22 protein-coding genes and 2 tRNA genes are annotated in these 23,612 nt (G+C 69.6%); 8 read left to right on the top strand and 16 right to left on the bottom strand.

The genetic code is table 11. The features are described 5' to 3' along the window. Window positions 1–5: 5 nt before the first annotated feature. From J2Y46_RS13730 to J2Y46_RS13710, 5 genes are all read left to right on the top strand, one after another. Window positions 6–1,223 carry a CdaR family transcriptional regulator gene (locus J2Y46_RS13730; protein ID WP_045302639.1) on the top strand — a complete coding sequence of 406 codons (1,218 nt, stop codon included), beginning with the start codon at window positions 6–8 and terminating at the stop codon, window positions 1,221–1,223. Window positions 1,224–1,317: 94 nt separating this feature from the next. Beyond that, window positions 1,318–2,229 carry an ACP S-malonyltransferase gene (locus J2Y46_RS13725; protein ID WP_045302640.1) on the top strand — a complete coding sequence of 304 codons (912 nt, stop codon included), beginning with the start codon at window positions 1,318–1,320 and terminating at the stop codon, window positions 2,227–2,229. 15 nt (window positions 2,230–2,244) lie between these two features. Next, window positions 2,245–3,246: a beta-ketoacyl-ACP synthase III gene (locus J2Y46_RS13720; protein WP_045302641.1), complete on the top strand. Its 1,002-nt coding sequence runs from the start codon at window positions 2,245–2,247 to the stop codon at window positions 3,244–3,246. 74 nt (window positions 3,247–3,320) lie between these two features. After that, window positions 3,321–3,569 (top strand): acyl carrier protein, encoded by a 249-nt coding sequence (locus J2Y46_RS13715; RefSeq protein ID WP_013586517.1) that lies wholly within the window; start codon window positions 3,321–3,323, stop codon window positions 3,567–3,569. A 59-nt stretch (window positions 3,570–3,628) separates the two neighbouring features. After that, window positions 3,629–4,867, top strand: coding sequence for a beta-ketoacyl-[acyl-carrier-protein] synthase family protein (locus J2Y46_RS13710; RefSeq protein WP_310243011.1), 1,239 nt, complete (start codon window positions 3,629–3,631; stop codon window positions 4,865–4,867). 145 nt (window positions 4,868–5,012) lie between these two features. Here J2Y46_RS13710 and J2Y46_RS13705 read toward each other — a convergent pair whose 3' ends face one another. Together J2Y46_RS13705 and J2Y46_RS13700 are read right to left on the bottom strand one after the other, a co-directional pair. Continuing rightward, window positions 5,013–5,516, bottom strand: a complete 504-nt coding sequence (locus tag J2Y46_RS13705; RefSeq protein ID WP_045302643.1) for a DUF3145 domain-containing protein — start codon at window positions 5,514–5,516, stop codon at window positions 5,013–5,015. A gap of 150 nt (window positions 5,517–5,666) precedes the next feature. Beyond that, a complete protein-coding gene (locus J2Y46_RS13700) occupies window positions 5,667–6,440 on the bottom strand; it encodes a hypothetical protein (protein ID WP_045302644.1) in 774 nt (257 codons plus the stop codon). A 164-nt stretch (window positions 6,441–6,604) separates the two neighbouring features. Between J2Y46_RS13700 and J2Y46_RS13695 the strand changes: the two genes are divergently transcribed. Then, window positions 6,605–8,611, top strand: coding sequence for a DUF262 domain-containing protein (locus J2Y46_RS13695; RefSeq protein WP_310243007.1), 2,007 nt, complete (start codon window positions 6,605–6,607; stop codon window positions 8,609–8,611). 62 nt (window positions 8,612–8,673) lie between these two features. Here the strand turns inward: J2Y46_RS13695 and nagE are convergent, their stop codons facing one another. From nagE to J2Y46_RS13680, 3 genes are all read right to left on the bottom strand, one after another. Then, complete coding sequence (gene nagE / locus J2Y46_RS13690) at window positions 8,674–10,605, bottom strand: N-acetylglucosamine-specific PTS transporter subunit IIBC (protein WP_045302646.1); 1,932 nt, start codon at window positions 10,603–10,605, stop codon at window positions 8,674–8,676. A gap of 186 nt (window positions 10,606–10,791) precedes the next feature. Next, window positions 10,792–10,865, bottom strand: a tRNA-Ile gene (locus J2Y46_RS13685). A 27-nt stretch (window positions 10,866–10,892) separates the two neighbouring features. After that, complete coding sequence (locus tag J2Y46_RS13680; RefSeq protein WP_310243004.1) at window positions 10,893–11,990, bottom strand: DMT family transporter; 1,098 nt, start codon at window positions 11,988–11,990, stop codon at window positions 10,893–10,895. A gap of 42 nt (window positions 11,991–12,032) precedes the next feature. Between J2Y46_RS13680 and def the strand changes: the two genes are divergently transcribed. After that, complete coding sequence (gene def / locus J2Y46_RS13675; RefSeq protein WP_310243001.1) at window positions 12,033–12,599, top strand: peptide deformylase; 567 nt, start codon at window positions 12,033–12,035, stop codon at window positions 12,597–12,599. A gap of 13 nt (window positions 12,600–12,612) precedes the next feature. Here def and J2Y46_RS13670 read toward each other — a convergent pair whose 3' ends face one another. From J2Y46_RS13670 to dusB, 6 genes are all read right to left on the bottom strand, one after another. After that, a complete protein-coding gene (locus J2Y46_RS13670) occupies window positions 12,613–13,272 on the bottom strand; it encodes a hypothetical protein (RefSeq protein ID WP_310242998.1) in 660 nt (219 codons plus the stop codon). A gap of 65 nt (window positions 13,273–13,337) precedes the next feature. Beyond that, a tRNA-Asn gene (locus tag J2Y46_RS13665) sits at window positions 13,338–13,410 on the bottom strand. Window positions 13,411–13,486: 76 nt separating this feature from the next. Continuing rightward, a complete protein-coding gene (locus J2Y46_RS13660) occupies window positions 13,487–14,275 on the bottom strand; it encodes an ATP-binding cassette domain-containing protein (RefSeq protein ID WP_310242995.1) in 789 nt (262 codons plus the stop codon). Window positions 14,276–14,325: 50 nt separating this feature from the next. Then, window positions 14,326–16,191 carry a DNA primase gene (dnaG, locus tag J2Y46_RS13655; protein WP_310242992.1) on the bottom strand — a complete coding sequence of 622 codons (1,866 nt, stop codon included), beginning with the start codon at window positions 16,189–16,191 and terminating at the stop codon, window positions 14,326–14,328. Beyond that, a complete protein-coding gene (locus J2Y46_RS13650; protein WP_045302657.1) occupies window positions 16,191–17,549 on the bottom strand; it encodes a deoxyguanosinetriphosphate triphosphohydrolase in 1,359 nt (452 codons plus the stop codon). Before J2Y46_RS13650 ends, dnaG begins: the two co-directional genes overlap by 1 nt. Beyond that, window positions 17,539–18,714: a tRNA dihydrouridine synthase DusB gene (gene dusB, locus J2Y46_RS13645; protein WP_396653191.1), complete on the bottom strand. Its 1,176-nt coding sequence runs from the start codon at window positions 18,712–18,714 to the stop codon at window positions 17,539–17,541. The genes J2Y46_RS13650 and dusB overlap by 11 nt, the downstream gene beginning before the upstream one ends. 67 nt (window positions 18,715–18,781) lie before the next feature. Between dusB and J2Y46_RS13640 the strand changes: the two genes are divergently transcribed. Further along, window positions 18,782–19,285 carry a glutathione peroxidase gene (locus J2Y46_RS13640; protein WP_045302659.1) on the top strand — a complete coding sequence of 168 codons (504 nt, stop codon included), beginning with the start codon at window positions 18,782–18,784 and terminating at the stop codon, window positions 19,283–19,285. A 64-nt stretch (window positions 19,286–19,349) separates the two neighbouring features. Here the strand turns inward: J2Y46_RS13640 and J2Y46_RS13635 are convergent, their stop codons facing one another. From J2Y46_RS13635 to recO, 5 genes are all read right to left on the bottom strand, one after another. Then, complete coding sequence (locus J2Y46_RS13635; RefSeq protein ID WP_045302661.1) at window positions 19,350–20,030, bottom strand: DsbA family protein; 681 nt, start codon at window positions 20,028–20,030, stop codon at window positions 19,350–19,352. A gap of 63 nt (window positions 20,031–20,093) precedes the next feature. Beyond that, window positions 20,094–21,149 carry a hypothetical protein gene (locus J2Y46_RS13630; protein WP_052676943.1) on the bottom strand — a complete coding sequence of 352 codons (1,056 nt, stop codon included), beginning with the start codon at window positions 21,147–21,149 and terminating at the stop codon, window positions 20,094–20,096. Then, window positions 21,149–21,889, bottom strand: coding sequence for a hypothetical protein (locus J2Y46_RS13625; RefSeq protein WP_310242980.1), 741 nt, complete (start codon window positions 21,887–21,889; stop codon window positions 21,149–21,151). The genes J2Y46_RS13630 and J2Y46_RS13625 overlap by 1 nt, the downstream gene beginning before the upstream one ends. Window positions 21,890–21,980: 91 nt before the next feature. Continuing rightward, complete coding sequence (locus tag J2Y46_RS13620) at window positions 21,981–22,793, bottom strand: isoprenyl transferase (protein ID WP_045302665.1); 813 nt, start codon at window positions 22,791–22,793, stop codon at window positions 21,981–21,983. Then, window positions 22,790–23,533 carry a DNA repair protein RecO gene (gene recO / locus J2Y46_RS13615; RefSeq protein WP_045302667.1) on the bottom strand — a complete coding sequence of 248 codons (744 nt, stop codon included), beginning with the start codon at window positions 23,531–23,533 and terminating at the stop codon, window positions 22,790–22,792. The genes J2Y46_RS13620 and recO overlap by 4 nt, the downstream gene beginning before the upstream one ends. Window positions 23,534–23,612 lie beyond the last annotated feature (79 nt).

Below are 23,612 nucleotides of genomic sequence, written 5' to 3'. Positions count from 1 at the left end.
CGCAGATGGGCAAGTCCACCGAGGTGATGGACAAGGTCGAGACGCTCGCCTGGCTGCGACGCATCTCCGGCGACCTCGCGACCGTCACCATCAAGCGCCTCGAGGAGACGCTGCCCTGGTATGCCGAGATGCCACCGGCCCGACGGTCCGCCGTCGGGCTGGTGGCCCAGGCCGGCATCACGTCGTTCATCCAGTGGTACGAGGACCCCGCCTCGACGCCGTGGATCGCGTCCGACATCTTCGCGGCGGCACCCCGTGAGCTGCTGCGGAGCGTCAGCCTGCAGCAGACGCTCCAGCTCATCCGCGTCACCGTCGAGGTGACCGAGGAGCGGGTCGCGGGCAAGGGGGAGCACCTGCGCGAGGCGATCCTGCTCTACTCTCGCGAGGTGGCGTTCGCGGCGGCCGACGTGTACGCGCGCGCCGCCGAGGCCCGCGGCCTCTGGGATGCGCGCCTCGAGGCGCTCGTCGTCGACTCGATCCTCACCGGCGAGGCCGATGAGGAGCTGCCGAGCCGCATCGCCGCCCTGGGCTGGCACGGCCACGGCGAGGTCGCGGTGCTCGTCGGCACGACTCCCCCGCAGTTCGACGTCGATCAGCTCCGTCGTACGGCGCGCAAGCTCGGTGTCGACGTCCTGATCGGCGTGCAGGGCTCGCGCCTCGTACTGGTCGTCGGGCGCTCCGAAGCGTCGACCGGCGCGGACGATGCCGTGTCCGACCTTCCCTTCGCCGAGATCGCGCGCCGCCTCGAGCCCGGCTTCGGCGCCGGATACCTCGTGCTCGGCCCGACCGTGCCGGCGCTCGTCGACGCGAGCCAGAGCGCGCGTGCCGCCCTCGCCGGATTCGCCGTCGCGCGCGCGTGGCGGCATGCGCCCCGCCCCGTCGAAGCTGACGACCTCCTCCCCGAGCGCGCGCTCGCCGGGGATCCGCTGGCCAAGCTCACGCTCGTCGAGCGCATCTACCGCCCGCTCCAGTCCCACAGTGCCGACCTCGTGTCGACGCTATGGGCCTACCTCGACAACGGCCGTTCGCTCGAGGCCACCGCACGCGAGCTGTTCGTACACCCCAACACGGTGCGTTACCGCCTCAAGCGGGTGTCCGAGGTCATCGGCTGGGACGCCACCGGTCCCCGCGAGGCGCTGATCCTGCAGACGGCGCTGATCCTCGGGTCGATCGGGACGGATGCCTCGCGCCGCCGCCCGCCGGCCCGGCGCAACCCGGCCTGATCGCCCTGTCAGTGTGGATCACACACAAAGCAGCGCGCGATTCTTGTGACGGTGTCGCCAGAACGACCTTTCTGATCCTTGACAGGATGGAACGGTGAGAATCGCGGTCTTCCCCGGGCAGGGCTCCCAGTCCCCCGGCTTCCTGACTCCCTGGCTCGAATCGGACGGCGCGGCGGATCGCCTCGCGCAGTACTCCGAGTGGTCGGGGGTCGACCTCGTCGCCGCCGGCACCGAGTGGGACGCCGACCAGATCCGCGACACCCAGGTGGCGCAGCCGCTCATCGTCGCGGCCAGCCTGCTGTCGTGGAACGCGCTGCCCGACCGTGAGCGCATCGGCGGCGTCGCCGGGCACTCCGTCGGCGAGGTCGCCGCCGCTGCGGCGGCGGGCGTCCTCAGCGAGCAGTCCGCACTCACCCTCGTCGGGATCCGGGGCCGCGCGATGGCGGAGGCCGCGGCGACCGCCGAGACCGGCATGAGCGCCGTGATCGGCGGGGACGAGGCATCCGTCCTCGCCCGTCTCGAAGAGCTCGGCCTCTCCCCCGCGAACTACAACGGCGGCGGCCAGCTCGTCGTGGCCGGCGCGCTCGACGCCCTGCAGGCCCTCGCGGCCGAGCCGGTCGCCGGGACCCGCGTGATCCCGCTGCAGGTCGCGGGCGCCTTCCACACCGACTACATGGCGCCGGCGGTCGAGGCTCTGCGTGAGGCCGCGGCCGACCACGACGTGTCCGATCCGGGGATCACGCTGTGGACCAACCGCGACGGCTCCGCTGTGGCGTCTGGCCGTGCGTTCGTCGACCTCCTCGTCGACCAGGTCGCCTCGCCGGTGCGCTGGGACCTGTGCATGGCGTCTTTCGCAGACGCCGGGGTATCGGGCATCGTGGAGCTGTCCCCCGCGGGCACGCTCGTCGGGCTCGCGAAGCGCGCCCTCCGCGGAGTTCCCGCCGTCGCCGTCAAGACGCCCGCTGACCTGGAGGCCGCCGCCGCACTGGTGGCCGCCGACGCCTGACCGGAGTACCCCCGCATGACCCGCAGCCTCATCCAGCCCACCGGTGCCGCCCACACGCGCATCTACTCGTACGGCGCCGCCCGAGGCGAGATCGCCGTGCCGAACGACGACCTCATCGGCCCGATCGACTCGAGCGACGAGTGGATCCGCCAGCGCACCGGCATCGTCACGCGCACTCGTGCGGTGGCCGAGACGGACGCGATCGACCTTGCGACGGATGCCGCCCGCGAGGCGATCGAGCGGTCCGGCGTCGACGCGTCGCAGGTCGACGCCGTCATCGTCGCGACCATCAGCAACCCGAAGCAGAGCCCCTCCGTCTCGGCGATCGTGGCGGACCGCGTGGGTGCCAACCCCGCGGCTGCATATGACGTGAACGCCGCATGCGCAGGCTTCGCTTACGGCGTCGCCCAGGCAGACGCCCTCATCCGCGCCGGCGCGGCGCACTACGCCCTCGTCATCGGCACGGAGAAGCTCAGCGACATCGTCGACCCGGCCGACCGCAGCATCTCGTTCCTGCTCGGCGACGGCGCGGGCGCAGCGGTCGTCGGGCCCAGCGACACGCCCGGCATCGGACCCACGGTGTGGGGCTCCGACGGCTCGAAGGCCGACGCGGTGGGCATGAATCACACGCTCACCGAGTTCCGCGACGGCGTCGCGCCATGGCCGACCCTCCGCCAGGAAGGCCCCACGGTCTTCCGCTGGGCGGTCTGGGAGATGGTGAAGGTCGCACGCCAGGCGCTCGAGGCCGCCGGGGTCGAGGCATCCGATCTCGCCGCCTTCGTGCCCCATCAGGCCAACATGCGCATCATCGACGAGTTCGCCAAGCAGCTGGGCCTTCCCGACACGGTGCTGGTCGGCCGCGACATCGAGACCACCGGCAACACCTCGGCGGCCTCCATCCCGCTGGCCACGCACCGACTGCTCGAGGAGCACCCGGAACTCAGCGGCGGCCTCGCGCTCCAGATCGGCTTCGGCGCCGGGCTGGTTTTCGGCGCGCAGGTGGTCGTCCTTCCCTGACGCGGCGAACCGCGACCCTAGACTGATTCCCGGCCCGCTCGGGCACGCCTACCCCTAACAAACAGGAGAATCCCATGGCATTCACCAACGACGAGGTCCTCGCCGGACTCGCGGAGCTCATCACCGACGAGACCGGCATCTCGGCCGACGAGGTCGCACTCGAGAAGTCGTTCACCGACGACCTCGACATCGACTCGATCTCGATGATGACGATCGTCGTCAACGCGGAGGAGAAGTTCGGCGTCACCATTCCGGACGACGAGGTCAAGAACCTCAAGACCGTCGGCGACGCCGTCACCTTCATCACGTCGAACCAGGCGTAGGACCATCCCGGTGGGGGCCGCGGCCCCCACCGGCCAGCATCACGAGGACTCTGATCTCCATGAGCACACCCCGTATCGTCGTCACCGGCATCGGTGCGTCGACCCCCGTCGGCGGCACCGCCCCCGAGAGCTGGTCGGCGCTGCTGAACGGAGCATCCGGCACGCACACGATCGAGCAGGAATGGGTCGAGGAATACCAGCTCCCCGTCACCTTCGCCGCACAGGCGCTCGTCCGGCCCGACTCCGTGCTGGAGCGCCCTGTCGCCAACCGTCTCGACCCTTCGGCGCAGTTCGCGCTCGTCGCGGCGTTCGAGGCGTGGGAGGACGCGGGCAAGCCGGAGGTCGAGCCCGAGCGGTTCGCCGTGGACTTCGCGACCGGCATCGGGGGTCTGCAGACCACGCTCGCGGGGTGGGACACGCTCAAGACCAAGGGTCCCCGCCGTGTCATGCCGATGAGCGTCCCGATGCTCATGCCGAACGCGCCCGCCGCGGCCGTCTCGATGCACTTGAACGCCCGCGCCTACGCGCGCACCGTGGCCTCGGCGTGCGCATCGAGCACCGAGTCGCTCGTCAACGCGTTCGAGAGCCTTCGTGCGGGTCGCGCCGACGTCATCATCGCGGGTGGCGCCGAGGCCGTCATCCACCCGCTCACGATCGCCGCCTTCGCCGCGATGCAGGCGCTGTCCAAGCGCAACGACTCCCCCGAGACCGCGTCGCGCCCGTACAGCGTCGACAGGGACGGGTTCGTCATGGGCGAGGGAGCGGCAGCGCTGGTCCTCGAGACCGAGGAGCACGCCAAGGCCCGCGGTGCGAAGATCTACGGCGAGGTCGTCGGCGGTGGCGTGACGGCCGACTCGTACCACATCACGGCTCCGGAGCCCGAGGGCCTGGGCGCCTCGCGCGCGGTTCGCCTCGCGCTCGAGCAGGCGGGCGCCACTCCCGACGAGGTCACGCACATCAATGCGCACGCGACGTCGACGCCGACGGGCGACATCGCCGAGTACAAGGCTCTGCTGAGCGTTTTCGGCGACCGCGTCCACGAGATCCCGGTCTCGGCGACGAAGGGGGCGACCGGGCACCTGCTGGGCGGCACCGGCGCGCTCGAGGCGATCTTCACCCTCCTCGCGCTGCGCGAGCGCCAGGCGCCGCCGACCATCAACGTCAGCACGCAGGACCCCGACATCCCGCTGCGCATCTCGGGCTCGCCGATCGCCCTCGGCGCCGGCGACCAGCTCGCGATCAGCAACTCGTTCGGCTTCGGCGGCCACAACGCCGTCGTCGCCTTCCGCTCGGTCTGACGACCCGCGACGCGAAGACGCCCCCGGCGGTGCCGGGGGCGTCTGTCGTGTCAGGCGGCGGTTCGCGGTCCCGCGACCCGGGATTCACGGCCTCCGAGCCTCGGTAGTGGCGCCTCGCGCCGCCTGCGTCTGTGGGGTTGTGGCGTCAGCCGACCTTGTGCAGCCAGACGACGGGCGCATCGTCGCTCGCGTGCCGGAACGGCTCGAGCTCCTCGTCCCACGCCGCGCCGAGCGCGACATCGAGTTCGCGCTGCAGCTCGAACGCGTCGCCTCCGGCGATCTCCATCGCGTAGCGGATGCGGTCCTCGCCGATGACGACGTTTCCCGCGGTGTCGGTCTGGGCGTAATGGATGCCGAGGCCCGGCGTGTGCAGCCAACGGCCGCCGTCGCTGCGGGGAGTGGGATCCTCGGTGACCTCGAAGCGCAGGTGCTCCCAACCGCGGATGGCGGTGGCCAGGGCCGAGCCGGTCCCGGCGGCGCCTTCCCAGTAGAACTCGGAGCGCCGGCTGCCCGACAGCACCGGCTGATCCGCCCAATCGAAGCTGACGGCGCGGCCGAGGGCTCGCCCGACCGCCCACTCGAGGTGGGGGCACAACGCCCGTGGCGCGGAGTGGATGAAGATCACCCCACGCGCTTTTTGTGTCGCCATGATCTCTCCGTTCGTCAGGTGCGTCTTCCCCTACGACCTGTGACGGTGTCATGACGTGCTGTTCGGTTGTGCTGCCGCCATTATCGCGGAGAGGGCCCGGAAATCACAAGACTGTGATTCCCGGGCCCTCTCCGATCAGGCGGGCGGTGCTCAGGCCTCGCTCATGGCCTGGACCTCGGCCTTGCCCTTGGCGGCGTAGTACGCGGCGCGCGCGGCGTCACGGCGGGCCTGCTCGGCCTGACCGGCGTCGAGCACCTCCTGCGCGACCTCGAACTGCGGTGCGGTCGGCACAGCGTGGTACTTCTCCATGTATGCGTCGAGCTCGGGGCCCGACTCCCACGACGTGATGAGGCAGTAGCGCGGCTCGGTGCCGTCGTGGTGCACGGCGTGCCACAGGCGCTGCGTGTCGACGATCAGCTGGGCGCCGGCGGGAAGCGCGACGCGGTACTCGATGCTCGGGTCGGTGCGGTTCTCACGCAGCACGAAGTAGCTGTTCTTGTCGTCGGTGAGGTTGAAGAACCCGCGCACGACCCAGCCGGTGCCGTCGGGGTTGAGGCGGTTGTTGTCGTCCTGGTGGAGGTTGTACAGCGCGTCGGCGTAGGTGTTGGGCTGCAGCTCGATGATGCGGCAGCGGCCGACGTTCGAGCCCGGCTCCTGTGCGCGACGCGTCAGGGTCGGCGCCTTCTCGGTCTGTTCGGGGATCCAGACGCCGTCCTTGTCGGTGCGCGGCGGCGTGTGGTTCCAGAACCCGTTGCACTCGATCTCGCCCTTGGCGGACGCGAGCGGCGCGAAGCGGGTGTCGCCCGACGACTTCCAGTCGACGTACTCGATCGACAGCCACTCCTGCGGGTCGATCTCCTCACCGTAGGAGTCGAGCACCACGAAGCCGGTCTCGTCGAGAGCGGCGGACTTGATGTAACCCATGACGAATCATGCCTTTCGGTCAGTGAGCCAGCACGTTTTAACAGGCTCAACTTAGGTAAGCCTACCTCGGGGGTCTGGACGACCCCGAAGCCCGCGCCGTGAATAACCGGGGGCCGTCGCGCGCCCGCTCCGAGGCGGGGAGCCCGGCCTAGACTGGACACGCCATGGTCACTGCCACGAACGTCGATGCCACTGCTGTCAACACCATCGGCTGGCTCTCCGCCGCGGACTGGACGATCGTCGTCCCGGTGTATCAGCGGCAGTACCGGTGGGACATCGGCGGGTGCGAGCAGCTCCTCTCCGACATCCGTGCCGTGGCGGATCTCGACGATCGGCAGATGCACTTCATCGGCTCGATCCTCTCTTCGGCGAGCGGCGAGGGATCCGACGCAGAACTCGTGCTGATCGACGGGCAGCAGCGGACGACGACGCTCATGCTGCTCGTCGCCGCCCTGCATCACACTGTGCGCGAGGCGGATCCCGACCTCGCCGATCAGCTGCAGCGGGTGCTCGTGCACTCGCACGACGCGACACGCACGAAGCTGCGCCCGCATCGCGCGTGGGCCTCCGTGTTCGAGCGCGTCGTGCTCGACCTTCCCCTGGCAGCGGGCGAGCACCGCGATTCGCGATTCGATGACAACTACGCGTTCTTCCGCAGTCAGATCAGCCTCGAAGAGGCGCCCCACATCTGGCGAGGGCTCCAGAAGCTCGAGCATGTGGCGATCACGCTCGGCGCCGGCGCCAACGCGCAGCAGATCTTCGAGAGCCTCAACTCGACCGGTGAGCCGCTGCGCGACCACGAGCTCATCCACAACTACGTGCTGATGGGGCTCAACCATTCGGAGCAGCGTGAGATCGAGGTCGACTACTGGCAGGCGATCGAGCAGAACACCGGCGACTCGATCGCGGAGTTCTGGAGGCAGTACCTCGTCATGCGGACCGGCCGAGAGGTCACCGTCGTCGGCGGCCGCGGCGTGTACGACGCGTTCCGCCACGAGTTCCCGCGGCTCGACTTCGACGGCCTCCTGCACCACGCCGACGAGTGGCGCGAGCTCTCCCGCGTGTATCGCATCCTGCTCCGGCCGAAGGAGGCGCCGGACGCCGAGATCACGCGTCACCTCGCCTACCTCGGCACCTTCGGCACGGGCATGTATCCGCTCGTGATGCGGGCGTACCGCGACTTCGAGCTGGGGTCGATCGGGCGCGACGAGCTGATCGATACGCTCGAGATGGTGCAGTCGCTGCTCGTGCGCCGAGCGGTGGTCGGCACCGGGGTCGATCGCCTGGTCGCGCGCCTCTGCCGCGCGCGCGAAGAGGGCGCCGGCGCGCTGGTGTCGGCGATCTCTCGCATCACGCCGTCCGACGAGCGGATCGCGGTGGCCCTGAAGTACTCGGAGCTCCCCCACGCGGCTTACGTCCTCGGCCGCATCGCCGGAGTGGACGGCGCGGGCGGACTCGACGTCGAGCACATCTTCCCGCTCGCTCCTGGCGACGGGTGGTCGGGCGACGGCGTGCGCGAGTGGGCGTCATACACCGACGACGAGCAGAACAGCCATCGCGCCCTCGCCAACACGATCGGCAATCTCACCATCCTCGAGGAGGATCTCGCGCTCCGCGCCTTCGATCGCTCGTTCCCCGAGAAGCGGGCGCTGTACGCGCGCAGTTCCGTCGCCGCGACCGCCGAGCTCGCCGAGCTCCCCTCCTGGGGCACGGCGGCGATCGCGGACCGCTCGGCGCAGCTCACCGGCCGATTCGTCGAGGTCTGGAAGCGTCCGGGCGGTCCCGCGATCGACGACGACGGCCTGACCCCGATCCTCGACGCCGTGCGCCGTCGCGGATGGCCTCCGGGGTGGCACCGGGAGTGGTCGTATGTCGAGTACTGCGGCGAGCACTGGGAAGTGCCCGACGTCAAGTACCTCTTCAACCGAGTCTTCAAGCGGCTCTGGGCGGACTCCCGCGAGGCGGTCGTCGCGTACAGCGCGCGCAGGGGTGGCCCGGTCTACACCGCGCAGTCCTGGAACGGCCAGTGGGACCGCCTCGACGACGAGCATTCGCTCTATATGGGCTGGGACTCCAGCTACATGCTCAGTGCCGTGCAGGGCGTGCTCGAAGAGGCAGGACTGGCCCCCGAGGTCTTCGTCAAGTACTCCTACATCGGCAACGCGATGTGAGAACGGGACGGATGTCTCAGTGAGAGGCATCCGTCCCGTTCATCGTCGCCGGGACGCCGAGGTCACTCGAAGGTGACGGCGGCGTTCTCGTTGTTGAGCACGATCACCGGCGTGATCGATGGGTGCCCGGCTGCGTGGATCTTCGCGAGATCGAAGCGCAGGAGCGGCGTGCCCGCCGTGACCTTCTGCCCCTTCTCGACGAGGGTCTCGAAGCCGTCGCCCTTCATGCCGACCGTGTCGATGCCGACGTGGATGAGCAGCTCGGTGCCGTCGCCGAGGACGAGCGCCACCGCGTGGCTGCTGTCGAACGTGGCGCCGATGGTGCCGTCAGCGGGCGCGACCACGGTGTCGCCGGTCGGCTCGATCGCTACGCCCGGGCCCATGATCCCCTGCGCGAACGTGGGGTCGGGCACCGCCGTCAGCGGCACGATCTTGCCCTCGAGCGGCTGGCGGAGCTTGACGGCGGTGGTCGTCGGCGCGTCCGTCAGCACCGCGGTGCCTCCGGTGGCCGGGGTCTGCTCCGGTGCGGCTCCTGCCGGCGCCTCGGCCTGGCCCGAGATGATCTGCTCCATGGCGTCTTTCACGAACTGCACGTTGGTGCCGTAGATCACCTGGACGGACTTTCCGCCGGGCTTCATCGTCCCGGCCGCTCCCGCTCGCTTGAGCGCCGCGTCGTCGACCTGACTGACGTCGTCGATCTCCAATCGCAGGCGCGTGGCGCAATTGTCCAGGTCGAGGATGTTCTCCTTGCCGCCCAACGCGTCGATGAAGCGGCTTCCGGTGACGAGATACTTCTGGTCGACGTCATGCGTGTCGAACTCCGTGCCCTCCTCGAGGATGTTGTCGTCCTCGCGGCCCGGCGTCTTGAGGTTGAACCGCTTGATGAAGAAGTAGAACACCCCGAAGTAGATGAAGAACCAGAAGACGCCCATGACCGGGATCAGCCACGGGTTCTGCGCCATCGGGTTCGTCCAGTTGAGGACGAGGTCGACGAATCCGGCGGAGAACCCGAAGCCCATGCGGACCGGCAGGATCGCACTGATCGCCATCGAGATGCCGGTGAAGACCGCGTGGACCAGGTACAGCACCGGAGCCAGGAACATGAAGGAGAACTCGAGCGGTTCCGTGACGCCGACGAAGAACGAGGCGATCGCAGCGGACAGCAGGATGCCGTATGTGATCTTCTTGCGTGTGCTCTTGGCCGTGAGGTACATCGCGAGGGCGGCACCTGGCAGGCCGAACATCATGATCGGGAAGAAGCCCGTCATGTACTGACCGGTGACGCCGTACGTGCCTGTTCCGGCGAGGAAGTTGTTCAGGTCGTTGATCCCGGCGACGTCGAACCAGAACACGGAGTTCAGTGCGTGATGCAGGCCGATCGGGATGAGGAGCCGGTTGAGGAACCCGTAGATGCCTGCGCCGAGCGGTCCGAGGAACGAGATCCATTCGCCGAAGGTGACCAACCCGCCGTAGACGAACGGCCAGACGAAGAACAGGATGGCCGCCAGGACCAGCGAGAAGCCCGCCGTGACGATGGCCACCGAGCGCTTGCCGGAGAAGAACGACAGTGCGTCGGGCAGCTTGGTGTCTTTGAACCTGTCGTAGCAGAATGCGCCGATCAGGCCGCAGAGGATGCCGACGAAGACGTTCTCGACGTTGGCGAACGCGGCGGGCACCTCGTTGACGTCATTCACGCCCATGAACAGCATCACGGACTCCGGCTTCAGGAGCGTGGTCACGACCAGCCAGGACACCACGCCCGCGAGCGCGGACGTGCCGTCGCTCTTCTTCGCCATGCCGATCGAGATGCCGACGGCGAACAGCAGCGCCAGATTCGACAGCAGCGAGATTCCGGCGGTGTACAGGAAGTCGACGACGACTCCGCCGCCGATCGTGCCTTTGATCCAGTTGCTGATGCCGACCAGGATCGCGGCCACCGGCAGCACGGCCACCGGAAGCATGATCGATCGGCCGAGCCTCTGCAGGAACTTCATTGTTCGCCTCCATCAGGAGCCAGGGACAGTTGATGTCGCTGACGCTACAGCCAAACCGAGCCGCGCGTCACTGGGTCCCCCTCCGAAAGTTAGGGGTATGAACGAATTTCTCCTCGACCGTGATCCGCGATCCGGAAAGACGCGAGGTCCGTCGCAACCCGGTGGGTTGCGACGGACCTCGATCCGTAGGGCGGGTGGGACTTGAACCCACGATCGTCGGGTTATGAGCCCGCTGCCTTGACCAGCTTGGCCACCGCCCCGTGTGCGTCAGGCGCGCGCTGACGAGCCTACCTGCCCGCCTTGCCCTCGGTCTCGTCCGCGCGATCCTTCACCGGAGGCTCGGGCCACACCTTGGCGACGGCCTCGGTCACCTTGATGGATCCGGTGCGCGGGTGCGCGGCATCCGTCGCGCCTCCGGCGCTCCCCCGTTGGATCGGGAGCTCCTGACTCTCGCTCAGCACCTGCGGATGGTGGCGGGCGAGCTGGAACACCCCCCACATCGCGACCGCGCCGACCAGCGCGAACGAGATGTAGACCCAGAGCGGTGCGCCGGCCGCCTCTTGCAGCACCGTCAAGCCGATGAAGATCGCGACGATCGGGTCGATGACGGTGAGGCCGGCGACGACGAGGTCCGGCGGGCCCGAAGCGTATGCGTTCTGCACGAAGTAGGCGCCGACGATGGCGCCCGCGATGAGGGCGGCGAGGCACGTGAACGTGAGCCAGTCGAAGTCCTGCGACTGGACGCGCACGATGACGACCTTCGCGAGGGTCGCGACGAAGCCGTAGATGACGCCCGCTGCGATGATGTAGAAGAGGGCGCCCATTCGCTTGCGCAGCCAGATCCACAGGCCCGCGAACACGATGGTGACGACGCCCAGCAGTACGAGGATCGTGATGAGCTGACCGTTCGACACCGGCTTCTCGGTCGCGAACAGCGCCGCGATGGTGACGAAGATGAAGATGCCGCCGACGCAGGCGCCGATCGCGATGAGCGAGCGCTTCGTGGGCTTGTGCCCGCTGATCTGTGCGTTGAGCAGCGTGGTGATCACGAGTGCGATCGCACCGAGTGGCTGCACCACGATGAGGGGTGCATAGGCGAGGGCGGACAGCTGGCAGACGATCGCGAGCCCCAGCATCACGGTGCCGATCACCCAGGACGGTCGCGCGAGGAGTTTCAGCAGGTGGTTCGCTCCCAGCCCGCCGTTGCCATGGGACCCGTAGAGGCGCTCGACCTTCGTCACGCCGCGGTGCTGATACTGCGCGCCGAACGACATGAAGATCGCGCCGAGCAGGGCCAGCGGGATGCCGATGAGGATTCCGGGATTCTGGAACGCGCCGACGAGCTGATCGCCTACGTCCTCGAGCTCAACCGCAGTCCACACCACACATCGACACTAGCCGCAGGCGTCGGTCGATAGGCTCAAGGCGTGGCTGTTCTCCCGATTCGCATCATGGGCGATCCCGTCCTGCACTCCCCCGCCTCCGTCGTCGAAGAGATCACGGACGAGATCCGCACCCTGGTCGCCGACATGTTCGAGACGATGGATGCCGCTCCCGGCGTGGGCCTCGCGGCACCGCAGGTCGGCGTGCCGCTGCGCATCTACACATACAACTACGCCGACGAGGACGGCGCGCCCTGGCGCGGTGTGATCATCAACCCCGAACTCTGGATGAGGCCGCTCGAGCCGGGTGCGCCCGACCCTGACGAAGAGTCCGAGGGATGCCTCTCGTTCCCTGGCGAGCGATTCCCGCTGCGTCGGTCGGACGAAGTGCTGGTGACCGGCACGGACCTCGTGGGCGACCAGGTCCGCATCCAGGTCGACGGCTGGCGGGCGCGCATCATGCAGCACGAGTTCGATCATCTCGACGGCATCCTGTACGTCGACCGCCTCGACGACGGCGACTGGAAGACCGTGCAGAAACTCGCGCGCAAGCGGGGGTGGGGCCGTCCCGGAAGCTCGTGGACGCCCGGCGTCGACCAGATCGACGCCTGAGAGCGTCGCGGCGTCAGTCTTCGGTCCGGCGGTTCTGGCGCTCGACCCACCGGCGCAACTCCGCATCTGCTCCGGGAGGCGCCTGGGCGATGACGTTCATACCGTGCCGCACCAGGGTCGTGCCGATGCGCATCGGGCCCCACACGCGAGCGGTGGAGAGCTCACCGGTGTCGACGTCGCGCACCTGGATCTGCGTGGTGTCTGTTCTCCTGCGCGCACCGGGCTTGCCCGCGACATGCTGCACGACGAGCACCGGAAGGTCGTGCGCCGCGGCGGTCGCGATCACGGAATCGAGATCGTGGGCCGCCCACTGCCGGCGGATGCCTCGCACGGTCCAGAGGGCGACCAGGACCACGGCGATCGTGGCCACGCCCGTGGGAACGAGCCAGAGGCTCGCCACGGCGGACAGCAGCGACCACAGCGCGATCCCCCGGACGGCGAGCAGGATCGCGATGATCGACGGCACGAGCGCGAGGAAGAGCCAGGGCGCCGGTGCGGAGACCGGGAACATCCAGGGATCGCCGCCGAACAGCACCACGAGCCCGACCCACAGCACGGTCGCGCCGAACACGGCGAGTGCGATCAGAAGGGGGACGCAGCGATAGACCGGCGCCGGCGCAGGGACGCCGCCCTCCACGACCAGACGGGGCGAAGGCTTCGCGCGAGCCGCCATGTGCACTCCTCGACGTGATCCCCGGAGACGAAGAAAGCCTCGGGGGTGGAGCCCCGAGGCTTTCGCTCCCCCACTTGGACTCGAACCAAGAACCTATCGGTTAACAGCCGATTGCTCTGCCAATTGAGCTATGGAGGAATGTTCCGCACTCTCGTGCGGGCAACCAGTCCATACTAGCAAAGCTCAAGCCGTGCTCATGACCACGTGAGCCCGTTCAATAGTTGACGACGCGGCGATCGGCTCGCCCGTCGGGCGTCCACAGCAGGTCCTGCGTGCCGTGCCCGAAGGCGACGGCGTGGCCCGCGCGGAGCACGAGGACGTCCGCGTCGAGCTCGCTCACGACCTCCGGCTCGTTGGTCACGACGAGGGCGGCCATGTCGAGTTCGCGTCGACGCCGGAGCACCGCCTCGCGTGCGGCCTTGCGGACCTCGACGTCCATGTTGGCGAAGGGCTCGTCGGCGATCAGCACGCGCGGCTGAAGCACGAGAGCCCGGGCGAGCGCCACGCGCTGGCGCATTCCGGCGCTCAGTTCGTAGGGGTACTTGGGCGCCGCGCCGAGGGGGAGCATGAGCTCGTCCAGAAGTGACGCCACGCGCACCGCGAGTGCGCGCGCGCTGACGTGTCGATCGCGGCTGGTGATCGGCTCGCCGATCACCTCGGCGACGGTGAGACGGGCCGGAAGGTGTGCGCCCGCGGCCTGCGGCACATAGCCCGCGTAGTACGTGAGATAGCGGTGCGCGCGGCCGCGACGCCTCACCGCGATGCCTTCGACGGTGCCACGGCCGCCCACGACCGCGAGGCCGGGCTCATCGGCACCGGCCAGCACCGCGGCGAGCGAGGACTTGCCGGAGCCGGTCGGGCCCATCAGCGCGAGGATTCCGCCGTGCGGCAGTCTGAACGACACGCCGTCGACGACGCGCTTGGGCGGACCGCCACGGCTGGAACGGGCGATCGACAGATCGGAACAGTCGATCGCGACGTCCGCGTCCCGCCGATGAGTCATGTCCTCATCCTGCCGGGTGGACGCCGCCGACGCCAGCCGACGGGACGGGATCAGGAGCCCTCGTCAGCGAGGGCCTGGCGTTGTGCGTCGAGCTCGCGCAGGCGCAGGCGGATGGTTCGGCCCTCTTCCGAGTCCGCGGGCACGCGCTGGATCGCTCCGAGCAGCTCCGCCTTCTCGCGGTCGAAGCCGCGCATCACCAGGCGGCGAGCGAGGTCGCTCGCCGAGGAGACCGCCTCGTCGTCGCTCAGCGCCGGGAAGTCGGCCGCGAGCAGCTCGGCCGCGAGTGACCGATAGGGCTCGCGGACGGTGGCGACGGCATCCACGGCCCAGCCGGGACGCTGCATGCCGGCGGCGTCGCGCACGGCGATGCGAACGGCATCGAGGGCCGGGTGGCGGAACGGCAGGTCGAGAGCGCGCGCGACGAGCGACGGGTCCATGCGATGGCCGAACTGCAGCACGCCCATCACGGCACCCCGCTCCAGCCCGACCTCCGGTGTGCGTGGCAGGGTTGCGAGTGTGACGCGCAGGGCGCCGTCGTCGACCGGCGGTTCCGCCGGCTCGGCCGCGCCGGGCGCGGCGTCGCGCCGACCGCCCCCGCCGCTGCGGCCCGCACGCTCGACTTCGCGGCGGACGTCCTCGGTGTCCATGCCGAGCCGTCTGGCCAGCACGCGCACGTACTCCGGCTGCAGCAGCGGATCGCGCAGTTCCGCGACGACCGGTGCGGCGGTGCGCAGCGCGCCGACACGTCCTTCGACGCTTCGCAGGTCGTAGCCCGAGATGCGCTGGTCGAGCACGAACTCGACCATCGGCACCTTCGTCTCGAGGAGCGCCCTCACGGCGCCGTCGCCGCGCGCGAGTCGCAGGTCGCACGGATCGAGTCCTTCCGGACCCGTGGCGACGTAGGTCTGCGCGTTGAACCGCTTGGCGTCGGCGAAGGCCCGCAGCGCCGCCTTCTGCCCCGCCGCATCCGGGTCGAAGGTGAACACGACCTCGCCTGCCGTGGAGTCGTCGCCCATCACGCGCCGGAGCACCGTGATGTGGTCCGCGCCGAACGCCGTGCCGCACGTCGCGATCGCGGTCGTGATGCCTGCGAGATGGCACGCCATCACGTCGGTGTAGCCCTCGACCACCACGACCTGGTGCTGGCGGGACACCTCGCGCTTGGCGAGGTCGAGCCCGTAGAGCACCTGCGCCTTCTTGTAGATCGTCGTCTCAGGCGTGTTCAGGTATTTCGGTCCGTTGTCGTCGTCGAAGAGCTTCCGCGCCCCGAACCCGATCACCTGCCCCGTCACGTCGCGGATGGGCCACACCACGCGCCCGCGGAAGCGGTCGTACACGCCGCGCTGTCCCTGCGACACGAGGCCGGCGGACGAGAGCTCCTCGTCGGTGAAGCCCCGGGTGCGCAGGGCCTTGGTCATGCCCTCCCAGCCCTTCGGGGCGAATCCGACGCCGAAGTGGGCCGCGGCGCCGGCGTCGAAGCCGCGCTGGCCGAGGAAGCGTCGGGCGATGTCGGCCTCGGGCGTCATGAGCTGCGCCCGGAAGAATTCCGCGGCCGCCGCGTTCGCCGCGTAGAGGCGCGCGCGACCGGTGTGTTCGGGGGCGGCGCCGCCGTCCTCGTAGTGCAGGGCGTAGCCGATGCGGCCCGCCAGGCGCTCGACGGCCTCGGTGAACGTCACGTGGTCCATCGCACGCAGGAACGAGTACACGTCCCCGGACTCGCCGCAGCCGAAGCAGTGGTAGAAGCCGGCCTGGGGGCGCACATTGAAGCTCGGACTGCGCTCGTCGTGGAACGGGCAGAGCCCCTTCATCGAACCCACGCCGGCGGACTTGAGGGCGACCCTCTCTCCGATGATGTCGGCGATGTTCGTGCGCGCCTTGACCTCGTCGACGTCCGCCTGGCGGATGCGCCCCGCCATCAGCGCGCCTCGGACGCGCGGAAGGCGCGGGACGCCGTGTCCATGGGCCGTGCACCCGGCGCCCACACGCCGACGGATGCTGCGTCCACGGGCCCCACGAGCGACCCGTGCCACGCGATCGCGAGCTGATCGGTGAGGCTGGCGACCTGGTCGACGACCACGCGGCGGCGCGCGGCATCCGTCTCGGCCGCGGCGAAGTCCTCGGCGTGGAGCGCGTCGAGCGCCTCGGGGCGGTCCCACAGGGCGGTCGCGAGGCGCTTGAGGACGCGGCGCTGCTCCTTGTAGAGATCCTTGCGCCCCTCGATCGACACGACCGCTGCGCCGATGATGCCCTTGAGCACCGCCATCTCGGCCTCGACGATGCGGGGCACGATGAGGTGCCCGCGATACCGGGTGAGAACGGACGTCGCGTAGGACTCGCGTGTTGCCGTCGTCGCAGCGCGCGCGAAGCGGCCGATGAGGTCGGACGTGAGGTTCTTGAGCCGCGCGAGCGATGCACGGGTGCCGTCGAAGGAATCGATCCACTCGGGCATGCGGGTGAGCCGGAACAGCGCGTCCTCGAGCTCGTCGCGGGCGAAGTCGAACCCGACCCAGGATTGGATCGCGGTGAGGAGCCAGTCGTGCTCGCGCGGATCGACCAGGCGCGCCGGATCGAGGTAGCCGTTGACGACCGCGTCCTCGAAGTCGTGCACCGAGTAGGCGATGTCGTCGGAGAGGTCCATGACCTCGGCCTCGATGCAGCGCAGCCTGCCCGGTGCGCCGTCGCGCACCCAGCGGAACACGTCTTCGTCTTCGGGGTAGACGCCGAACTTGAGCCGGCCGCCGGGATCGGGCAGGGGGTGATCGGCGGTCCACGGGTACTTGCAGGCGGCGTCGAGGCTCGCCCGCGTGAGGTTGAGACCGAAGCTGCGCCCGTCGGCGTCGACCACCTTGGGCTCGAGCCGTGTGAGGATGCGCAGGGTCTGCGCGTTGCCCTCGAAGCCGCCGAAGTCCTCGGCCCACTCGTTCATGGCCCGCTCGCCGTTGTGGCCGAAGGGCGGGTGCCCGAGATCGTGGCTGAGGCAGGCGGTGTCGACGACGTCGGCGGCGAGGTCGAGGGCCGTCGCCAGCTCGCGACCGACCTGGGCGACCTCGAGCGAGTGGGTGAGGCGATTCCGCGCGAAGTCTGCGGGGCTCGCAGGGCTCAGCACCTGCGTCTTCGCGGCCAGACGGCGCAGCGCGGCCGAGTGCAGCACACGCGCGCGGTCGCGAGCGAAGTCGTCGCGCTGGGAGCGGTGGCGCTCGGCGTGGAAGCGGGCGGCGTCGGCATCGTCGTATCCCACGGGGCGCTCGGATGCGCCGGCCAGGTCACCCGCCACTGTGGTCGAGTTCCGCTTCGGCGATGGCGGTGGTCGCCTCGGCGCTGAGCTCCCGCGACTCCAGCCAGCGGTCGGGCAGAGCGGGGCGCTTCGGGGTTCCGGCGCGCCCGCGCTGACCTTCGGCGGCCGAGCCCGGGTACGGGGCGTCGGCATCGAGGGTGGCGAGCAGGTCGTCGATCTCGGCGAGGCTCGATGCGGTGGCGAGGCTTGCGCGGAGTTCCCCACCCACCGGGTAGCCCTTGAAGTACCACGCGACGTGCTTGCGGATGTCGCGGCAGCCACGGTCCTCGTCCTCGAAGAACTCGACGAGCAGTTCGGCGTGACGGCGGAACGCGCGGGAGACGAAACCGAGGGTCGCGTCGACCGGCTCGGCGGGTGCGGCGCCGGGGCCGCCGAGCGCGCGGGCGAGATCGCCGAACAGCCACGGACGCCCGAGGCAGCCGCGACCGACGACGACGCCGTCGCAGCCGGTCTCATCCATCATGCGTGCGGCGTCGTCGGCCGACCAGATGTCGCCGTTGCCGAGCACGGGGACGCCCGTGACAGCCTCTTTGAGCCGGGCGATCGCGGACCAGTCCGCCTGGCCGGAGTAGAACTCGGACGCGGTGCGGGCGTGCAGCGCGACGGCGGCCACGCCGGCGTCCTCGGCGATGCGTCCGGCGTCGAGGTAGGTGAGGTGGTCGGCGTCGATGCCCTTGCGCATCTTCACCGTGAGGGGGATGTCGCCGGCGGCGCGGGCGGCGCGCGTCACGATGTCGCGGAACAGGCCGAGCTTCCACGGAAGAGCCGCTCCCCCGCCCTTGCGGGTGACCTTCGGGACGGGGCATCCGAAGTTCAGATCGATGTGATCGGCGCGATCCTCTTCGACGAGGAGGCGCACGGCCGCCTCCGTCGTCGCGGGATCGACGCCGTACAGCTGGATCGACCGGGGTGTCTCGGACTCATGATGCGTGATCAGGCGCATCGTCGTCGCGTTCCGCTCGACAAGGGCTCGCGTCGTGATCATCTCGCTGACGTAGAGGCCGGCTCCGTATTCACGGCAGAGGCGTCGGAATGCGGTGTTGGTGATGCCCGCCATCGGCGCGAGCACCACGGGGGCGTCGAGTTCGATGGGCCCGATGCGCAGCGTCGGCGCAGGGGCGAGGGCAGTGGTCACGCGTTCCATTCTCTTACAGGAATCCGTCTCTTGGCTGAACGGCCGCGTCCCTGTGCACAGGGTTTAGCCTGGGGGGATGACCGAGGCCACGATCACCGACCTGCGCGAGATCCCCTTCACCACCGCCGACGGCGGAACTGCGACCCTCTCCGAGTACGGCGACCAGGTGCTTCTGGTCGTCAACGTCGCGTCGAAGTGCGGCCTGACCCCGCAGTACGAGCAGCTCGAGCAGCTCCAGCGGGCGTACGCCGACCGCGGCTTCACGGTGCTGGGCTTCCCCTGCAACCAGTTCATGGGGCAGGAGCCGGGGTCGATGGACGAGATCCTCGAGTACTGCTCGGTCACGTGGGGCGTGACCTTCCCCGTTTTCGACAAGGTCAAGGTGAACGGACCCGGTGCCGCTGCGGTCTACAAGGCGCTGAAGAAGTCACGCGATGCGGAGGGCAAGAAGGGCCCGATCGTCTGGAACTTCGAGAAGTTCGTCCTGACGCCGGAGGGCGGCGTCCACCGCTTCCGTCCGAACGTCAAGCCCGACGACCCGGCGATCGTCGAGGTCATCGAGGCGAACCTGCCTCGCTGAACCCGCAGGCATCGGACGGGCCCGCCGCGACGAATCGCAGCGGGCCCGTTCTCGTTCACGGGTTTCAGGCGTCGACGTCGGCGGGCTCGCGATGCTCGGACCACACCTGCCGCACGATCTGCGCGAAGGCCTCAGCCGGCTGCGCGCCCGACACGCCGTACTTGCCGTCGATCACGAAGAAGGGCACCCCGTTGATGCCGTAGGCCGCGGCCCGCGCCTGGTCGGCACGCACCGCGTCGAGGTAGCGGCCGCTGTCCAGCGCTTCCCGGGCGGCGTCGGCGTCGAGTCCGGCATCGGTGGCGAGGTCGACCAGCTCGTCATTTCGCCCGAGGTGGCGCCCTTCGGTGAAGTACGCGGCCATGAGGCGCTCGGCGAGCTCGTGCTGGCGGCCCTGCTCCTTCGCGAAGTGCAGGAGCTCGTGGGCCTTCACGGTGTTGGTGTGCTTGAGGAGATCGAACCGGTATTCCAGGCCCGCGTCGGCGGCGACGCCGGTGACGCGCTCGAGCATCTGCTGCACCTGGGCGCGCGGCATGCCCTTGTGCTTGGCGAGGAAGTCGAGCTCATCGCCCTCGAAGTCGACGGGCGTATCGGGCGAAAGCTCGAACGAGTGGTACGTCACCTCCACGGCGGGGGCGTCTTCGTCGGCGGATGCCTCGGCCAGTCCGTTCTCGAGATTGCGCTTGCCTATGTAGCACCAGGGGCAGGCGATGTCGCTCCATACGTCGATCTTGATGGCGTCCGTCATGCTGACGACAACCCTGCGCGTCGGCGCATCTATTCCGCCGAATGCGGCGGCCGGTGCGGATGCTCAGGGAACGGGCGGATCGGCGTCGGGCACGAACCGGAACCGCACCCGCACGTCGTCGTACGGCACCACCAGGGTCGAGGCATCAGGCGACCAGGCGTCGGGCACGAGGTAGAGGCGTCCGCCGCCCTGCGCGAGCAGTCGGAGCCCGAAGTAGCGGTATGCGAATGTCTGCGGCGCGGCCGCGGGATCTTCGACGGATGCCTCGTCCTCGAGCTGCTGGAACGTGATGGCGTCGTTGCCCGGGTAGAGCCGCTCTGGGGTGTCGAGCACGACGGCGGGGAGCGTCGTGAGGTCGGCGGCGAGGGAGCGGGCCTGCCCGAGGCCCCACCATTGCGCGATGGTCGCGGTCGACCAGAACGTGCCGGCGATCATCACGAGGACGAGGAGCACGACGACGCCGCGCCCGCCGCTCGACCGGTCGAGGGCGCGCACGGTGGCCGAGGCGTAGGCCGCGAGTCCCGCGCCGATCGCGAGGAAGAGCGGGGTGAGGAGCTGACCGTACGTCCACCCCGGCAGGAACGGCACGAGGAAGGCCAGGACGAGGCCCGCGAGGATGAAGCCGATCCCGGTCCAGGCGAGGAGGCCGATCACGCGCCGTTGCGCGGGCCGCTTCTGCGCCAGCAGCCGTCTGCGCAGGACGCGGTGGCCGAGGATCGCGGCGGCGGCGAGCAGGGTGAGGACCATGACCGGGATGAACAGCGCGCCGGGGCTGCGCATCACGAACTCCTGCGAGCTCAGCCCGATGATGTCGACGTCAACGCCGAAGTACCGGAAGAACTCGCGCGTCGACACGTAGCCGAAGTAGAACAGCAGCGCGGTCACCAGGGTGAGCGGAGCCACGAAGGAGGAGAGGAAGCCCATCCACTTCTCGAAGCCGAGCCCGGGGTCGACGGGGAGTCGCTCTTCGGCCGTCGGCACGGAGGAGGCGCCGGGTGCGGGGGGTCCAGCGAGTGCGGACGTGCCGTGACCCGCGGCATCCGCAGCTGTCGCGGCAGCGGGTTCGGACGGTGCGGCAGCGGGTTCGGACGATGCGGCAGCGGGCGTGTGAGCTGCCATCATCCGTCCACCTCTGTGGTCGGCGTGTCGGAGGGTTGAGGCTGCTGCTCCTGCTCCTGGTCCTGGTCCTGCTCGGCGGACGGCTCGGGGTTGTTGACGATGATCGGCGGCCCGGGTTCGACTTCGCGCGCCGCGACCTCGTCGCAGATCTCGGCGGTCGGGCACTCGAGCGTGCCGAGGAAGGTGATGGCGGTGCCGTCCTGGAAGTCGGCGCCGGGGCGGAGGACGAGACTGCAGAAGATGCCGGACTCGTTCGCTGCGACGAGCATGCCGAGGCAGGAGCGGTCCGCGCCACGCGTCCCGCAGACCCCGCCGTCGACCTGCAGACCGGGCCGATCGGTCACGGCGTTCTCGAACGTGAAGCTGACGCCCTCCGGTACGGGGTCGCCGCCCCAGAACACCGCGATCGTCTTGCACCAGAGCCCCGGCTCGAGGACCTCGGCGGTCCCCTGATCGCCGTAGGCGGGTCCGCCGTACTGGGCGGCGGGGCCGGTGCGAACGCGGTCCTGGGTGGGATCCTCCCCGCCGTCGGAATCGGCCTGCCCTTGGTCGTCGCCGCCGGTGTCGGTCTCCCCTTCGGCGGTGGCCTCTTTCGTGGCGTCCGTGGACGGGGAGGGGCTTGCCGTCGTCGTTCGTCCTGCGTCCTCAGCGGTCACCGGCGTCCCGCAGCCCACCAGGGCGAAGGCCGCGACGAGGCTCAGGATCGCGGCGAGGCCCACCCGAGGCCCTGACAGCGCCATGACGCGCCTCCTGACCGGCCGCATGCGCGGCTCACGTCAATGATGAGCGCGCGAGGGCTCGCTGGATACCCCTTCGGACGCAGGCGTGAGATCAGGACGTGGAGGCGTCGGGGGCGTCCACGGCGCCGCCGAAACGGCGATCGCGGCCGAGGTAGGTGTCGATGCCGTGCCAGAGGTCCTCTCGCGTGAAGTCGGGCCAGAGCGTGTCGAGGAACACGAACTCCGCGTAGGCCGATTCCCACAGCAGGAAGTTGGACGTACGCTGCTCGCCGCTCGAGCGCAGGAACAGGTCGACGTCCGGCATGTCCGGGCGGTAGAGGCGCCGCTGGATCAGCTTCTCCGACACCGCCGACGGCTTGAGCCGGCCCGCCGCGACGTCGTCGGCGATCGAGCGCATCGCGTCGACGAGCTCGATGCGGCCGCCGTAATTCACGCACATCGTGAGCGTCAGCAGGTCGTTGCCGGCGGTCAGCTGCTCCGCGAACTGCAGCTCTTTGATGACGCTCCCCCACAGGCGCGGCTTTCGGCCGGCCCACTGGATGCGCACGCCCCACTCGTTGAGCTGATCGCGCCGACGGTGGAGCACGTCGCGGTTGTAGCCCATGAGGAAGCGCACCTCTTCAGGGGAGCGCGACCAGTTCTCGGTCGAGAACGCGTAGACCGACAGGTGCTTCACGCCTGCCTGGATGGCGCCCGCCACGACGTCCAGCAGTGCGGCCTCGCCCGCCTTGTGCCCCTCGATGCGCGTGAGACCCCGGCGATTGGCCCAGCGGCCGTTGCCGTCCATCACGATGGCCACGTGGTTGGGCACGGCGCCGCGGGGGTACTCCGGCGGGTAGACGCCGGTCCAGTCGAGCGGGCGGTATGGCACCGCGTCGCGGTGCGTGTAGGGCTTCGGGGTCACCTGGTGCCTTCCTGCGGGGCTGCCGAGACATGGGAGAGCGAACGGATGCCGCGCTCGAGGTGCCACTGCGCGTAGGCGGCGATGAGTCCCGAGGCGGCGGCGGTCGACCCCGGCGACGCGGCATCCACCACGTCCCACTCCCCTGCCATCAGCGACTGCAGGAGCGACACCGTGGCGGCGTCGACGCGGGCCGCCCCGGTAGGAGCGCAGTCGCGGCAGACGATGCCGCCCTGCTGGGCGACGAACGTGTCGTGGGGGCCGCGGCGACCGCAGAGCGCGCATTCGCCGAGGCCGGGCGCCCAGCCCGACAGCGCCATCGCACGGAGCAGGTACGAATCCAGGACGCTCCGCGAGGCATGCTCGCCGCGCGAGAGGGCGCGAAGGCCTCCGACGAGGAGCAGGTACTGCTGAGGCGTGGCCTCGGCCTCGTTGAGGCGATCGGCCGCTTCGACCATGGCGTGCGCGGAGGTGTACCGGTCGTAGTGGGCGACGATCTCGGCGCCGTACGAGCCGAGCGATTCGGCCTGCTGGACGATGTCGAGCGAGCGCCCCTGGTACAGCTGCACATCGGCGACCATGAAGGGCTCGAGGCGTGCGCCGAACCGCGACGATGTGCGCCGCACGCCCTTCGCGACGGCGCGCAGCTTGCCGTGACGGCGGCTCAGCATCGTCACGATCCTGTCGGCCTCACCCAGCTTGTGGGTGCGCAGGACCACGACTTCATCGCGGTAGGTGGGCACGGGTCAATTATCCCTGCGCACCTGGCGGATCGGGCGGCACGACGCTGCGTAGGACCCGAATTAATGTACCATGTTCACT

The organism is Microbacterium sp. BE35 (assembly GCF_031457705.1).
In the GTDB taxonomy this organism is placed as follows: Bacteria; Actinomycetota; Actinomycetes; order Actinomycetales; family Microbacteriaceae; genus Microbacterium; species Microbacterium trichothecenolyticum.
The sequence above is the reverse complement of the archived record's forward strand: the minus strand, read 5'-3'. Positions and strand labels throughout refer to the sequence as shown.

Coding starts and splice junctions, on each gene's coding strand:
- J2Y46_RS13660 (WP_310242995.1), bottom strand. CDS start 14,275: ATGACTCATCGGCGGGACGCGGACGTCGCGATCGACTGTTCCGATCTG.
- J2Y46_RS13715 (WP_013586517.1), top strand. CDS start 3,321: ATGGCATTCACCAACGACGAGGTCCTCGCCGGACTCGCGGAGCTCATC.
- J2Y46_RS13625 (WP_310242980.1), bottom strand. CDS start 21,889: ATGGCGCTGTCAGGGCCTCGGGTGGGCCTCGCCGCGATCCTGAGCCTC.
- nagE (WP_045302646.1), bottom strand. CDS start 10,605: ATGAAGTTCCTGCAGAGGCTCGGCCGATCGATCATGCTTCCGGTGGCC.
- J2Y46_RS13630 (WP_052676943.1), bottom strand. CDS start 21,149: ATGGCAGCTCACACGCCCGCTGCCGCATCGTCCGAACCCGCTGCCGCA.
- dusB (WP_396653191.1), bottom strand. CDS start 18,714: ATGGAACGCGTGACCACTGCCCTCGCCCCTGCGCCGACGCTGCGCATC.
- J2Y46_RS13705 (WP_045302643.1), bottom strand. CDS start 5,516: ATGGCGACACAAAAAGCGCGTGGGGTGATCTTCATCCACTCCGCGCCA.
- J2Y46_RS13635 (WP_045302661.1), bottom strand. CDS start 20,030: ATGACGGACGCCATCAAGATCGACGTATGGAGCGACATCGCCTGCCCC.
- J2Y46_RS13700 (WP_045302644.1), bottom strand. CDS start 6,440: ATGGGTTACATCAAGTCCGCCGCTCTCGACGAGACCGGCTTCGTGGTG.
- J2Y46_RS13720 (WP_045302641.1), top strand. CDS start 2,245: ATGACCCGCAGCCTCATCCAGCCCACCGGTGCCGCCCACACGCGCATC.
- J2Y46_RS13640 (WP_045302659.1), top strand. CDS start 18,782: ATGACCGAGGCCACGATCACCGACCTGCGCGAGATCCCCTTCACCACC.
- J2Y46_RS13670 (WP_310242998.1), bottom strand. CDS start 13,272: ATGGCGGCTCGCGCGAAGCCTTCGCCCCGTCTGGTCGTGGAGGGCGGC.
- J2Y46_RS13730 (WP_045302639.1), top strand. CDS start 6: ATGGGCAAGTCCACCGAGGTGATGGACAAGGTCGAGACGCTCGCCTGG.
- J2Y46_RS13710 (WP_310243011.1), top strand. CDS start 3,629: ATGAGCACACCCCGTATCGTCGTCACCGGCATCGGTGCGTCGACCCCC.
- dnaG (WP_310242992.1), bottom strand. CDS start 16,191: ATGGCGGGGCGCATCCGCCAGGCGGACGTCGACGAGGTCAAGGCGCGC.
- J2Y46_RS13695 (WP_310243007.1), top strand. CDS start 6,605: ATGGTCACTGCCACGAACGTCGATGCCACTGCTGTCAACACCATCGGC.